Genomic DNA, 14,899 nt, shown 5'->3' with positions numbered 1-14,899 from the left:
TTCTATAATGTTGTCATTTCGATCCCGAGGCTTCGGAAGAGAAATCTTCGCGAGAAGCTCGACAAAGTTTGGTATATATTGGAACGGAGTTACTTGAGAAGTTTTCTCTCCCGAAGCCTCGGGATCGAAATGACAAACTGCGCGGTTAAACGAAATTTTAAATAAAAAAAATCCCAAATTCCAACTTTAGATTTTGGAATTTGGGATTTTAAATATTGTAATTTAATTTTACGATATTTCCCCGCGCAAAGCAGTTTCAAAAATATCTTTAAATTCGTTTTGTGGAATATTATGACCAAGCAGATACATTAATTTTGTAATTGCTGCTTCGGTAGTAATGTCTTTTCCTGAAATAACTCCAAGAGATTTTAAGGCTGTACTGGTTTCGTATTGTCCCATGTTTACGCTTCCGCCAGAGCATTGCGTAACATTTACAATATGCAATCCTGATTGAATTGCTTTCTCAATTAAATTTAAAAACCAATCTTCTGTCGGAGCATTTCCTGAGCCGTAGGTTTCTAAAACAATTCCTCTTAAATCTGGAATAGCAAGAATTGAAGCCAAAACTACTTCGCTCATTCCTGGAAACATTTTGATTATCGCTACATGATTATTCAGATTTTTGTGAACGATCAAATCGGCGTTTTTATTTATAGGAAGAAATAAATGTCTGTTTAGTTTTAAGTGAACACCAGATTCTACTAATTCAGGATAATTTGGTGCTGTAAAAGCTCTAAAATGTTCTGCATTTACTTTAGAAGTTCGGTTGCCGCGGTACAATTTGTATTCAAAATACAAGCAGACTTCGGTAATAACTGGTTTTCCGTTTTCTTGAAGTGAAGCAATCTGAATCGCTGTAATCAGGTTTTCTTTTGCATCAGTACGTAAATCTCCAATAGGAAGCTGAGAACCTGTAAACACAACCGGTTTAGTTAAATTCTCGAGCATAAAACTCAATGCAGAAGCCGAATATGACATTGTATCTGATCCGTGAAGCACCACGAATCCGTCATAAGCAGCGTAATTTTCCTCGATAATTGTGGCAATTTTTGTCCACATTTCGGGATTCATATTAGAAGAATCAATTGGGTGTTCGAATGAAATAGATTCGATTTCACAGTCCAACTGCTTAATTTCTGGAATCTTTTGTATTAATTTACCAAAATTGAAGGCTTTAAGTGCCCCTGTTTCAAAGTCTTTGCTCATACCGATTGTTCCTCCGGTATAAATCAATAATATTTTTGCTTTAGATGACATCTTGGTATTTTAATTTATTGACAACAGGATTGGCATACATTGCCAAAAATCCTTGTCTGGTAACAGGATTATCGCTTCCGATACGCATTTCTAAACGACGCTCAAAAAGCGATTTTTCGCTCTCTTTGTACTTGTGAGCAAATTTATCGGTTTCGTTTAAAATATCGTATGCAATAAAATTGGTCGGCCATAATTGGTAGTTTTTCAAAACAACATCATCAATAGTTTGTGCCAAAGCCTGAACTTGCTTGTTAACATTGTCATTTTCAGCCACAATCTGATCGATTTCTTTGTCTAAAACATCTCCAACAGAAATATGGATTCTCTTTTTAGTTCCCATGATACCGCTTAAAATGGTCATGAAATCTTCGTTTTTATCTTTAACGTAAACTTCGTTATTTGCTTCTGCCATTAATTGCGGCATTTTCAAAACATCTGTTGGGTCGTATTCATAAGAGATCGAAACTGGAACGATTTTTAATTTCTTAAAATAATCCATCAAGTTTTCTTCATCAGAACCCATTCCGATCATTTTTAAAACTCCTGGATTGGTTTCGTCGTTTCCATCTTTAGTTCTTCCTTCTCTTTGGGCAATCCAAACCGAACGATTTTCGCGAAGCAGCAATTGTCCGATATATTCGGCTAATAATTTTGAACTTTGAAGCATTTCACGAGGTGTTAATCCTCTTAAAACTAAAAAGTTTCTATTCAGTTTTGCCAAAGTAGCTAAGAAAGCTTTTTTAACCAGATTATCTCCAATTGCCGATGCCGTCATGACCAAACCATGTTCGAAAAGGCAGACATTTAATAATGTTGTATCTAAAAGAATATCTCTGTGATTTGAGATAAACAAATAAGAAGTGTTTTTTTCCAGTTTCTCAAAACCCGAAGTTGTAAGTCCTTCAGAACTTTTTTCTAAAACCTTTTGTATCGTATTATAAATAAAGTTGCATTGAAAATCACGAATCGAATGTGTCTTCTTCAATTGATCCTTCCAAACCTCATCTTCTACTTCCGGAAAAGTAAAGTTCATCATGGTTTTCATCATCGGATGGTTTACCACATCATGAAGTGCTTCATTTATTTCGGAATCATAAAACGGTCGAATGGCGTCAAATTTCTGCATTATTTTTATCGATTTTAAGTGGGCAAAAGAACAAAAAAAAAATTAGATTAAAGTAACGATTATATTAAATCCCAAAAACGTCTTTGGAGTTTTGAGTTGTGACTGCTGCAATCTCTTCTTCAGAAACATCATATAACGCTGCCAGTTTAGAAATTACATTGACTAAATAGCTGCTTTCATTTCTTTTTCCTCTGTAAGGAATTGGCGCTAAATAAGGCGAATCTGTCTCCAAAACAATATGTTTTAAATCAATTTGATTTAAAAACTGATCAATTTTTCCGTTCTTGAATGTTACCACACCACCAATTCCTAATTTCATATTATAGGAAATTGCCTGCTGTGCTTGTACTAAAGTTCCGGAAAAACAATGAAAAATCCCAAACAAATCTTCAGATTTTTCTTCTTCTAAGATTTCGAAGATCTCGTCAAAAGCTTCTCGACAATGAATTACGATTGGAAGTTTGTATTGTTTTGCCAGTTGAATTTGCGTCTTAAAAGCGATTTGCTGTTCTTTAAGATGTGTGTTGTCCCAGTACAAATCGATCCCAATTTCACCAATTGCATAGAACTTTCTTTTAGCTAATTCAGTTTCTACATGTGCTAATTCGTCCAGATAATTATCTTTCACGTAAGTAGGATGCAGCCCCATCATCAGGAATATATTTTCAGGATAATTTTTCTCTAAATCGTACATAGACTGCGTCGCAGCCGCATCGATTGCCGGAATAAAAAAACGAGTAATGCCGGCATCAATAGCGCGCTGAATCATTTCGTCGCGATCCTGATCAAATTCTTCAGAATATAAATGCGTGTGTGTATCTGTAATTATAGGTTTCAAATTCAAGGGTATAATTTTAAAGCTGTCAAAATTACGACAATATTAAAAGAATAGCAATTTTGTAGAATTTGTATAGAAACACGAAGACCTTTGTCAAGTTGTGAGCTTTGACAAAGGTCTGCTGATTTTAATCTTTTATTTTGTCATACTGAGCGAAGTCGAAGTAAGCAAAGAAAAGCCCCCAATTCTTTTCGAAATGCTTATTGAGCCTTCGACTTCTCTCAAGATGACATTTATTTTAATTATTTTCCTGTTTCAATAAAAAGCAAAGCACGATCTAAAACCTCATCTTTTCCTTCCTGAATTCCTTTTATGGTTGGTTTTACTTCAATATCAGGAATGATGCCAATTCTTTGGGTTTCGCGGCCATCAGGATAATAAACTCCAATTCCTGAGAACTGTGTATTAAATCCTTCGAAATCAAATATTGAAACATTTCCGTCTGCACCAGAAGTCTGACTTCCAACAATTGTTGTATTTACGGCCGTTTGAAAACACATCGCAGTCCATTCTGCCTGACTTTGTGCTTTTTCATTCAGTAACAGAACCACTTTACCTTTATAATAATCCTTATTATCAAAACCTATTGAAGTTCCTTCGCTCCATTTATATCGTCCTGGATAGCTTAAATCTGGATGTGTGTAAATTGCAAATTTCTTTTCTTGTGGATTTAAAAAATTTCCTATTGCTTCAAAAGTTCCTTTAGGATAATTTCTCATATCAAAAACAATTGCTTTAGTGTTTTTTAGTGCTTCAATCATATCTGGAATATTTTTAACGCCAATAACCCCCATATCAACATAACCGATATTATGATCTAAGAGCTTAAATTTTTCCTTCTTTTTTCGTGCTCCCTTTTTAAATTCATTTCTGTGCGAATCATGATAATTATACCAAACCATTGTTTTTGTCTCATAATTATCGTTTTTAAAAAACTCTATTTTTATTTTCTCATCAGTATAACTTCTTAAAATTTTCTCTGCCAGTTTATCTAAATATTTAGGTTCATTTGAAGCACAAATCAAATCTCTATTCTCTGCAATAAGCTCCTTTATTGTTTTATCGTTTATTTTTGTAATTACGGTACCAACTTTTATATCATCTGCCTGAGCCAGACTATCAGCCAAAATTTCTATAACTATAAGTTTATCATCAATGATCTTACCGTTGCCTGGAAAGTAGTTTCTTATTTTTGGCGTTGCTGCATTTAGATAAGCATAAAACTCCGTATGACTGTCATTAATTTTTGATACCAATTTTCTCATTACTTCATAAAAATCATCCTGATTATCTGCTTTAATTACAATTGGTATGATTTTTTCTAAAGTAATATCCCATTTCTGATCCATTAAATATTTATCAGGAAAAAAATATTCTACTAAATTCCAATACATAAATACCATTCGAAGTTTTGAATTCTTATATGTAAAATCTGGATGCTTAAGATTTTCATTTCTCAAACCAACATTCCCAGCATTTTCTACTCCGTATATGTAAAATTGCTCGCCTTGAAATCTATTTTGCTCTATAAATCTCAATTTCTTCGAAAGCTTTTTCGATAGTAACTTATTGCTATTTATCCAAGATAAATCAAAGTTTTTATCAAAATAATCTACATCTTTTGGCACTGCAATGGGCGCTATTTCTTTTATTGGTCCGAGATCGTCGATCCAGTTTTCCAATATTAATGAAAACTCTTCTTTTGTTTTCGCGTTTTCTATTTTTGGCAGTTTTTCTAATAATTGATTGTCCCAATTAACTTCTCCTCCAGCAATTTTTGGATGATAATACTTTAAAAATCCCCAAACTTTGCAAGTGGCAAAAAGCTTTTCGGCTTCTGTAATTTTAGCAGCACTAAAAATGGTTTGAGAAAAAATGATAAAAAGAAACAATGTGATTTTTTTCATCGAATTGGGTTGGTTAGTTTTTGGTTGTTTTGGTGGCAATTCTTATAAAAACAAAATCGAATTTAGAACTAAAAATCTAAATTCGATTGAGGTTTCACGTAAAAGCAGGAAAATTTTTAATTTATTTTCAAATTTGCTTTTTATTTTAAATTAATTCAACTCATCTAAAAGCTGTTCTACTTCATCATAATCTTCATAATCCTGAGAAATAGTCTGAAGAATCTCTTTGCAGGCTTTATAGTCTTTTTGTTTTAATTTGGATAATGCCAGATTCCATTTTGCTTTTTCTTTGTAAGCAGAGTTCCCTGCTTGCAATTCTTTAAAAATAGTATCTGCTTTATCGTACTGACTTTCTTCAACCAAAGAAATACCATAAAAATATTGAATTTCCGGAGATGTATTTTCTTTTAAAATTGCTTCAAAAAGCGGAATTGCTTTTGCATATCTTTTTCCATTAAAATTATCTTCTGCTTGTTTTAAAGTTTCTTCAGAGACACCTCTTTCTGTAAAATAAGCGCTTTCTGGATGATTATAATCATCAAACGAAGGATTCTCGTTATAATCAAAGAAAAACAATCCGAATAAAATAACTGCCGACGCTGCCGCGACGTAATACCAAGGTTTAAGGGAAGCTACTTTTCCTTTATTTTTATTAAAATATTTATCTGAAATTCGGCTTAGGTTTTCTTTAAAAATTTCTCGATCCTGCTCTTGTCCGAATTTATTTTCCAATTGAAAATGCATTTCTTTGAAACTCTCCAATGCCGATGCCAATTCTGGATCTTCAGTCAATTGTTTCTCAAAATTAGCTCTTTCATCAACGGTCAGTTCGCCTTGAAGATATTGATCAAATAAGATATAGCGTTCTTCGTTCATGATTACTTGTTTTTTAAAGAGTTAAAATTTTTCGCTTCCTGAATCCATTGCGTTAACTGCCCAACACATAACGATTTCTTTTTCCGAACATAGCCGTAAGTTACATTGAGTTTTTCGGCCACTTCTTCCATTGATTTTAAAGTAAAACTGAGTTTTAAAACTTCTTGGCATTTTTCTCCCAATTTCTGAAACATGGTGTCAAAAAGCTTTTGTTTTTCGTCAAATTCTTCCGTTTGTGCAATCAAGTCATGCGCAGATTCATTGATAGATAAAACATCTTCTAGAATTGTTACCCCTTTATTCGATGATTTTTTCAGCTCGTTGAGCCAGCGTCTTTTGCATAATAAGAAAAAGTAAGCATCAAACGGACAAGTCAATTGAAGCGCATTGGCTTTCGCCTGATTAAAAAGCAGTATCATAATTTCCTGAATCACATCCTGCGCCTGATCCTTATCTCCAGAATTGTTGGTTATAAACAAAACTACTTTTGGAGCGAACTTTTTATATATCATTTCAATAACCACCGAATCATTTGCGGCAAGTCCATCGATATATTTTTGGTCAGGATGAATTTTATTTTGATCCATAGAAAGCTATTTTAATACTAATGTAAAAAAAGAATCTCATAAAACTTCAAAACAAAGGGTAACAATAATGCAATGAATTGTATTTATGAAAACAAAAGTCTTTTAAAAACCTTTAAAAAATTAAAAGAAATGGAAAGTTACCAATTTGTAAACGAAAAAAACACAGATCGATTCTACGAGATAATCGCAGCCAAAACTCGCAGCGGTTTTGTAATTACAGAACATAATGAGAAACTGCCTTATGTGGTTTTATCTAAAGAAAAAAAAGCCATAAATCATTCCCTTCATTTATTTATCAGTTGTATGACTTTAGGTTTCTGGATAATTGTCTGGATTTATCTCATATTAAATTTCTCTCAAAAGAAAGATATTCTCGTAGCTGTTGACGAAGACGGAAATCTATTTGAAGATAAATGCCTTTCTGCCTAAATAAAAAAACAAATAAATGGGTAACAAATTTTAAAGCCAATTGATATAACCATATAAGCTTAAAAAATAATTCAAAACTGAGGGTAACAAAATTAAACCCGAATTGATTTAACTATAAAATTAATAACCAGAATCTGAAAACCACTTGAAACAATCAAGCCAGATTTATAAAACTAGAAATTATGAAAACAAATTTTAAAAAAATCGGTCTTTTAATAATAGCAATGACAACTTTCGCCAGCTGCGATAACAGCGACGGAGATGATATTAAACTTTCACCTCCAACTTCGGCAGCGTTTAAAAGCATTAATGAAAAAGGTGTAAAAAGAAATACTCAAAATTTTACCATGACCGCGGGAAATGGAGTGGTAACTTTAACTTCCGCAAAGGGTGTGAAGCTTTACATTAACGGAGATTGTTTGACCAAAAACGGAAATCCCGTAACTGGACAAGTAGATATTGAATATATCGAACTCTTTGACAAAGGAAATATGCTGGTTACCAATAAACCAACAATGGGAATTACTTCTGATGGAAAGAAAAATTTATTAATCTCTGGCGGTGAATTCTTTATTAAAGCAACGCAGGGCGGTGTAGAACTTCAAACTTCTTGTTCATTAAATATGATTGTTCCAACAGCTTTAACTGACGGTTTTGACAATTTAATGACTTTGTGGACTGGTGTTATTGATGAAGCTGGAGAATTGGCTTGGAGAGAAGCTAAACCAAACGCTGACGGAACTGGAGGAAAAGGCGGCGTACAAGGCGAAGGAAACAATTATTATGTAACATTCGGAAACTTTGGATGGACAAACGTTGACCGTTTTTACAGCGATCCCAGACCAAAAACAACAATTTTAGCCCAAGCGCCAGATGGTTATGATAATAATAACAGTGCCATTTACCTTTCTTACGACGGCGAAGGAACAAATGCACTTGCCAAACTTGATACTTTTACTCCTGCAGGTTTATTTAGCGAACATTATGGACAAATTCCTATTGGATTAGCTTGTCATGTGATTTTTGTGACTGAAGACAATGGCCAATGGAGATATGCGATAAAACCCGTAACCGTTGCTGCCAATGACGTTTACACTTTTACCATTGCCGAAACAACAGTCGGTACCGAAGCTCAGCTGGTTGCTGCAATTAATGCCATTCAGTAACTTACAAATGCTTTTTTAAGAAAAAGTGGTGATTTGCTCATCACTTTTTTTTACATTTAATCCTGTTTTAAGATTGATTCTGATGATTTTAAGACCCAAAACTGTCTAGTTATGAAACCACAACTGTCTATTTTCTTTATTCTATTCAGCATTTATTCTATTGGACAAACAAAAGTTAAAGACACCATAACCCGAAGAGCCAATATTGGTTTTACACAAAACGGAAATCAGGTTATTTTTAAACCTGAAACACCGCCTTTGATTCCGATTGCTGGTGCACCAAAACCAAGTTATTCTTATTTATGGGAACTTGGCGACGGACATTACAGTAAAGAAGCAGAACCCAAACATGTGTACAAAAAGAAAGGAAATTACACCACAAGACTTGCTGTAACAAACAATTATGACAACGGGAAACCTCCTGCAACCCGCCCGAAAAAAGTCGCAGTAAATGATATTACGGATACGAATTTTAACGATATCGCTTCGATTGCCGATCAGAATGGGTTTGCGATTATTAAGAATTGTGATCCTATTCCAGATCAGGAAATGGTAGTCGTAGTAAGTTATCAAAATCTGGAAAATTATGTTTCTAACGGAAAGCTTTATTTATTTTATAATGAAAAGCAATTCAAACACAACAATTTCGAATTAAGCGACTTTAGAACTTATGCAGGCGAACGTGAAATAAAAGAAAACTTAGTTGCTGCGGTTGATGATCTTAACGATTCGAATAATTTTATGGCTTCCGCCGAAGGAAATTTCAAAACCAAAAAATACCGAAATACAACTACAGAAGAAGATTTGGATGCCTCGTTATTAGACGCCAATAAAACATATCATAATGTTTCTATTTTAGAATTTGATGATGCTAATCCAGGAGAAACGCGAAATGTTTTTTATACTTTCAAAACTACTCCTGAAATGATTAAGGACACGAGTGCAACGGTTACGATGCGAGGTATTTTTGTTCCGAATCGAAGTTATAAAAACCATAAAGTAAAAAATCTGGAAATGGAAATCGTAACTTCTCACGATCCAAACAAAATGGGATCTAACGGAAGGTTTATGAATTATAGATTGGTGCGTTTTAAAAGGGTAAATTTTAAAACCCGTTTTCAGAATAACGGAGAAGGTCCCGCTCGAAAAATTCGCTTGGAAACTGATATTCCTGATATGTTTGACAAGAAAACTTTTCAGATTGAAAGTATGTATCCCGAATGTCCAATTTGCCCTAAAGGCGAAGAACCAACTATAAGCTGTCTAGACACGATTATCAAACAGAAACAAATCATTTTTACCTTCAAAAACATTTATCTTCCAGGAAGCGAACAGAAAAATGTGCACGAAAAAGATTCTACAAAAGGTTTTGTAAAATATTCGATGAAGTTTGGAGAAGATTTTCATAAAGTAAAAACCAAAAGCAGAACCGCCATTATTTTTGACAAGAATGAACCGATAATTACCAATTATGCCACTACTCGATTTTTGCCTGGAATTTCGATTGGTGCCAAAGCGGGTTACAATTTATATCCAGATTTAGAAAATTCGACCAGTTATTTTGTTGGCGCTACAATTTCGCCTTTTAAATCGTATCGCTTTTATTGGCAGGTTGAGTGGGAAAATGCATTAAATAAATACGACAGCGACATTTCTGTACTAACTGAAACTGTATTGAATCCTAACGGACAAAAACAATTGCAGCGTGTTACGACCTCAACAGAAAACAAAAATGTCAATTGGGAAGTTCCTGTTTTAATTCGTTACAACATTAATAATTACTTTGGAGTCGGGGCTGGAATTCAGGCTAATTTTGATGTTTCATCCCAACAAAATTACAATCGAACAATAGATCTTTTTGAAGGCGACAGTGATAAATATATTATTAATACCCGTTCAGAATCGAGTTCGTCTAAAGAATCTTTTACCAATTTTAAAACTGGATTACTGCTTGATCTTACAGCTGGTTTTGCCAGAATTGGTCCGAGTTTGGGCGCGCGATATGTGATTAATTTTGAACAGAATTTCAATTATTTTCAGTTTTATGGAATTTGGAAGTTTTAGAGATTGTGCCGCAGAGATACGCAAAGTTTTTTCGCAAAGATTTACAAAGTAAATAAACGTATTTTGTGCCTCTCTGAGTTCTATTTGCGAATCTCTGTGAAATAAAAAAAAAGCTTAATATGAACTTATATCGCTTATATGGTTTTATTTTCCTTTTCCTGAGTCTAAATGTTTTTGGACAAAATCAGGCTGAGAAAATTTATAATGCGATTGATGGTTTTACGGCTCATCCATCCGCGGAAGCGTTACAAAATTTAAGAAATATTGAAAGTGATTTTTGGAAAAGCGCTAAACCTAAAACCAAAGATGAATTACTGGCCATAGTGATTTTAAACTGCAATAAAGCATATTATGAAAATCAGTTTGGGCAGACTCAAAATGCGATTTCGAGTTATGAAAAAGCGTGGCAAATCTATCAAAAATATAAACTAAGCGATTACGACATTATTGAGTTCTGCTTAAAACCTTTGGGAAATTTATATACCGTTTTAGGCGACTATGACAGTGCAGAAAATACCATAAAACAATACTTTTTTATCGTAAATTCTTCTAAAAATTATCCTGAAGCACAAAAACAAAAGTTTGCCGCAATTCTTAATTTATCAAATGTTTATCAGAGTTCAGGCAAAATTTCTTTGGCTATTGAACTTTTAGAAAAGACTTTAAAAACGGAGAAATTATCCAATTTGCAAAAGGGAATTTTATGGAATAATCTGGGGAATAATTATCTGCTAAATTCTACAGGAGATTTAATGAGACCAGAAACTCATCGAAACGCTACGAAAGCATTTGAATCTTCGATAAAATATCTTCAAACCGAAAAAAATCAATCGGAAACCTTATCGAATTCTTATCGAAATCTTGCTGCTCTTAATCGTCAAAGACAAAATTTTGATGCTGCAAAATCTTATTTAGAAAAAGCTGAAAAATTATTTTTGCAGACAGCAAATCAGCAGCCTAGAAAACTAGCTAAACTTTATTATGAAAAAGCTTTACTGCTTTTTGATGAAGAAAAATATGAAGAAAGTACAAAGCAAATTGCTGTCGTTTTTAAAACATTGATTCCAAATTACAATTCAAAAAATGTTCTTCCAGCGAAAAATCAATTGTATGCAGAAACAGTCTTGGTTGATGCGCTCGATCTTCAGGCCGAAATTTTAAGGATAAATCAGCCCAAAAAGGCACTTATAGCTTTTGATATGTCTTTTTATATCGAAGATTTAATGATGAATAGTTTGATTTATGAAAATTCTAAAATCCTGATGCAGCTGCGATCTCGAAATCGTACCGAAAAATGCATTTCTATTTGTAATGAATTGTTTAAAAAAGAAGGCAAAACTTCATATTTGGAAAAGGCTTTTCAATTGGCTGAAAATACAAAAGCTGGAATTTTAAAAAGTTATCACTCTACTATTAAAAATGCTTCGACAGAAGAAAAACAACTTTTATACAAACTTCAAAATCTAAATAATAATATTATAAAAGAACAGCAAAAAGGAGATTCTGCTGATATTTTGAAGATCAATCAATTTATAAAAAAGCAAAATGAATTGATGATTTCACTAAAAAAAATCCAATCTGAAAACCCAGATTACATTCCTGAAAAATGTGATTTGAAAGCATTATTTAAGAAATTGGAAAATGATAAAGCGATGATGGTTTATTATCTTATGGGATCCGAAAATCTCTATTTCTTCATTTTACAAAACAACCGAATTGCTTTAAACCATATTAATATTACTGATATTGCAATTCCAAAAATTGTTCAATTCATAAACTATTTTAATAGTCCTGAAGCAATTACAAATGATATTTCAGGTTATAATCATTATGCTAAAATAGCTTATGATGTATTGAAATTGCCTACGAATCATGTTAATCAAAACCTTATTATTGTTCCTGACGGAATCTTAAATTTTCTTCCTTTTGAAGCTTTAATTACTCGAGAATCAAATACGACGAATTTTAGCAAAATGAATTATTTATTGAACGATTTCAAGATCGCTTACAATACGTCGGCAAATATTTACCTCAACTCAAAACCAATTTCTAACTCGAAAAAAATGGTTTTAGGAATTTTTCCTGTTTTTGAGAAATCGGCTTTTGAACTTCGTTACTCCAAGAAAGAAATGGAATCCATTCGAAGTAATTTTAGCGGAAAATATTTAGAAAATTCAAATGCAAGTTTCACTAATTTTAAAAACAATGCCTCTCATTATTCCATGCTTCATTTGAGCACACATGCATCTTCTGGCGATATTGAAACTCCTGCAAGTATTAAATTTTCCGATCAGGAAATTCTGTATTCTGAATTGTATAATCTTCATATCAATCCAGATTTAGTGGTTTTAAGTGCCTGCGAAACCGGTATTGGTAAATTGTATAAAGCAGAGGGCGCAATGAGTATTGCTAGAGGTTTTCAATTTGCAGGAGCACAAAATTTATTATTTTCTTTATGGAAAGTAAATGATTTTACGACTTCGGTTTTTATGTCGGATTTTTATAAAAACATTCAAAAAGATGTTCCTTATTTTGAAGCGAATACCAATGCAAAACTGGATTATTTAAATAATAAATCAATTCCAAATGCGAAAAAATCGCCTTATTACTGGAGCGCTTTCGTGTATTATGGAACTATTGAAGAAGCAGAAAAACCAACAAATTATATCTTCTATATCATTAGTTTTTTGGCTGTAATTGGCTTATTTTTGGTTTTCAATCATTACAGAAATGGAAAATCTTCACGAAATTCTCAAAACAGAGAATTACAAAAAAATAAAATTCAAGATAACTAAAACGCAGCATTTACAGATAAAAGCCAAAATTAATGGTGTTTCTGGCAATTTCATTTTAGATACCGGCGCATCTAATACCTGCGTGGGTTTTGAAAGTATTGAACTTTTTGAATTGGCTGCAAAAAATTCAAAAACAAAAGCATCTGGAGCAGGCGGAAGCGGCATGAAAACGCAGATTTCGTCTCAAAATAAATTGCAGTTAGGATCTTGGAAAAACAAGGATTTCAGTATTGTTATTTTTGATCTTTCTCATGTAAACGAAGCTCTAGAATCTTTTAAAGCTAAACCTGTTCATGGTATTATTGGTGCCGATGTTTTATTGGAAGGAAAAGCTATAATTGATTATTTTAACCATTATTTGTACCTTAAATAGAAAAATTCCAAATTCCAAATTCCAAATTCCAAATTCCAAATTCCAAATAAAAAAGTCTCCATTAGAATGAAGACTTTTTTAGTTTTATATTGTTTCTTGATTATCAATTTCTATTTTGGGAACAGCATGTTTTTTCAACGAAAAATAAGCTACAACTGTACTTAGTAGCATTAAAGCTCCACCCAAAATAAATGGCGCTCCGGCAAATTTAAAAGGTGCATCACTATGTGTAAAAAAATAAAAGGTATTCGCCATCATAGGGGGACCAATGATTGAAGACGCGCTCATTAAACTGGTCAAAGTTCCTTGAATTCCTCCTTGTTCGCTTGGCGCAACTTTACTCGCCACAACAGATTGTAGAGCTGGACCAGCAATTCCGCCAAGACAATATGGAATTAAAAATACGAACATCATCCAGCTTTCTGTTGCAAAAGCAAACAACAGCATTCCAATTGTATATAACGCCAAACCAATGTAAATACTTTTTTCGTTTCCTATTCTCGGGTTGATAAAACGAACCAATCCACCTTGCACAACTCCAACTAAAAGACCAATTATTCCTAATGAAATTCCGATCATTCGTTCATCCCAATTGAACTGATAAATGGTGAAAAAACTCCAATTACTTTGTACGGCATGAGAACCAACGTATAATAAAAATATAGCTGCTATTAAGCCAATTAAAGTTGGATGTTTTCTTAAACCTAAAATAGCTCCAACAGGATTAGCACGTTTCCAGTCAAAAGGTCTGCGGTTTTCTTTTTTAAGTGATTCTGGTAAAATGAAAAATCCGTAAAGAAAATTGACCATACACAAAACTGCTGCTGCGTAGAAAGGAACTCTTGATCCGTATTGTCCTAATAATCCGCCAATAACGGGACCAATAATAAATCCTAGTCCAAAAGCGGCACCAATCAATCCAAAGTTTTTAGCTCTGTTTTCTGCCGTACTGACATCTGCAATATATGCGGAAGCAGTTGTAATACTGGCGCCCGTAATTCCTGCAATAATTCTTCCTATAAAAAGCCAGATAATTGTAGGCGAAAAAGCCAGTAAAATATAATCTAAAGAAAATCCGAAAAGTGAAATTAATATAATTGGTCTTCTTCCGAATTTATCACTTAAGTTTCCAATTACTGGAGCAAAAACAAATTGTGTGATCGCATACGCGAAAGTTAACCAGCCGCCAATTTTTGCGGCTTCGCTGATATCTCCATGAATCAATTCTTCAATCAATTTTGGAATTACAGGAATTATAATTCCCCATCCTGTAATATCAATTAACATGGTTATGAAAATAAAACCAATTGCTGCAGATTTATCTTTTTGTAGCATAGTAAGTTTAGTAAGGTGATGCAAATAAACATATTTTTAAATTAACAATAGAAAAATTCCAAATCTCAAGGTTAAAATTCCAATACTAAAATTCCAAATTCCAATTTGAATGAACTTGAATTTCATTATTGAATGATTTAAAATTA

At 33.1% G+C, this 14,899-nt stretch carries 12 protein-coding genes; 5 read left to right on the top strand and 7 right to left on the bottom strand.

The window, feature by feature from the left end:
• Positions 1-228: 228 nt before the first annotated feature.
• From QE431_RS00650 to QE431_RS00625, 6 genes are all read right to left on the bottom strand, one after another.
• A complete protein-coding gene (locus QE431_RS00650) occupies positions 229-1,257 on the bottom strand; it encodes an asparaginase (protein WP_281867167.1) in 1,029 nt (342 codons plus the stop codon).
• Entirely contained in the window at positions 1,247-2,383 is a 1,137-nt protein-coding gene (locus tag QE431_RS00645; protein ID WP_057115783.1) for a 1-acyl-sn-glycerol-3-phosphate acyltransferase, read from the bottom strand. The genes QE431_RS00650 and QE431_RS00645 overlap by 11 nt, the downstream gene beginning before the upstream one ends.
• A gap of 64 nt (positions 2,384-2,447) precedes the next feature.
• Positions 2,448-3,227, bottom strand: a complete 780-nt coding sequence (locus QE431_RS00640) for a TatD family hydrolase (protein WP_307291648.1) — start codon at positions 3,225-3,227, stop codon at positions 2,448-2,450.
• Between the two features lie 236 nt (positions 3,228-3,463).
• Positions 3,464-5,128 carry a S41 family peptidase gene (locus tag QE431_RS00635; protein WP_307291647.1) on the bottom strand — a complete coding sequence of 555 codons (1,665 nt, stop codon included), beginning with the start codon at positions 5,126-5,128 and terminating at the stop codon, positions 3,464-3,466.
• A 150-nt stretch (positions 5,129-5,278) separates the two neighbouring features.
• The gene (locus QE431_RS00630) at positions 5,279-6,004 is read right to left on the bottom strand and encodes a tetratricopeptide repeat protein (RefSeq protein ID WP_307291644.1); all 726 of its coding nucleotides are present in this window, start codon (positions 6,002-6,004) and stop codon (positions 5,279-5,281) included.
• A 2-nt stretch (positions 6,005-6,006) separates the two neighbouring features.
• Positions 6,007-6,591 (bottom strand): RNA polymerase sigma factor, encoded by a 585-nt coding sequence (locus QE431_RS00625; protein WP_281867162.1) that lies wholly within the window; start codon positions 6,589-6,591, stop codon positions 6,007-6,009.
• A gap of 129 nt (positions 6,592-6,720) precedes the next feature.
• Between QE431_RS00625 and QE431_RS00620 the strand changes: the two genes are divergently transcribed.
• The 5 genes from QE431_RS00620 (at position 6,721) to QE431_RS00600 (ending at position 13,418) form a co-directional block, all read left to right on the top strand.
• Positions 6,721-7,020, top strand: coding sequence for a hypothetical protein (locus QE431_RS00620; protein ID WP_057115994.1), 300 nt, complete (start codon positions 6,721-6,723; stop codon positions 7,018-7,020).
• Positions 7,021-7,202: 182 nt separating this feature from the next.
• Positions 7,203-8,186, top strand: coding sequence for a hypothetical protein (locus QE431_RS00615; RefSeq protein ID WP_307291641.1), 984 nt, complete (start codon positions 7,203-7,205; stop codon positions 8,184-8,186).
• 111 nt (positions 8,187-8,297) lie between these two features.
• Positions 8,298-10,250: a PKD domain-containing protein gene (locus QE431_RS00610; protein ID WP_281867160.1), complete on the top strand. Its 1,953-nt coding sequence runs from the start codon at positions 8,298-8,300 to the stop codon at positions 10,248-10,250.
• 119 nt (positions 10,251-10,369) lie between these two features.
• Positions 10,370-13,045: a CHAT domain-containing protein gene (locus tag QE431_RS00605; RefSeq protein WP_307291638.1), complete on the top strand. Its 2,676-nt coding sequence runs from the start codon at positions 10,370-10,372 to the stop codon at positions 13,043-13,045.
• The gene (locus QE431_RS00600; RefSeq protein WP_057115763.1) at positions 12,981-13,418 is read left to right on the top strand and encodes a retropepsin-like aspartic protease; all 438 of its coding nucleotides are present in this window, start codon (positions 12,981-12,983) and stop codon (positions 13,416-13,418) included. The genes QE431_RS00605 and QE431_RS00600 overlap by 65 nt, the downstream gene beginning before the upstream one ends.
• A gap of 84 nt (positions 13,419-13,502) precedes the next feature.
• On the opposite strand, the gene QE431_RS00595 is transcribed toward QE431_RS00600, so the two are convergent.
• Complete coding sequence (locus QE431_RS00595) at positions 13,503-14,753, bottom strand: TCR/Tet family MFS transporter (protein WP_307291636.1); 1,251 nt, start codon at positions 14,751-14,753, stop codon at positions 13,503-13,505.
• Positions 14,754-14,899: the final 146 nt, after the last annotated feature.

This window comes from Flavobacterium sp. SORGH_AS_0622, assembly GCF_030818825.1.
Lineage (GTDB): Bacteria > Bacteroidota > Bacteroidia > Flavobacteriales > Flavobacteriaceae > Flavobacterium.
This window is presented reverse-complemented; position numbering and strand designations above follow the sequence as displayed.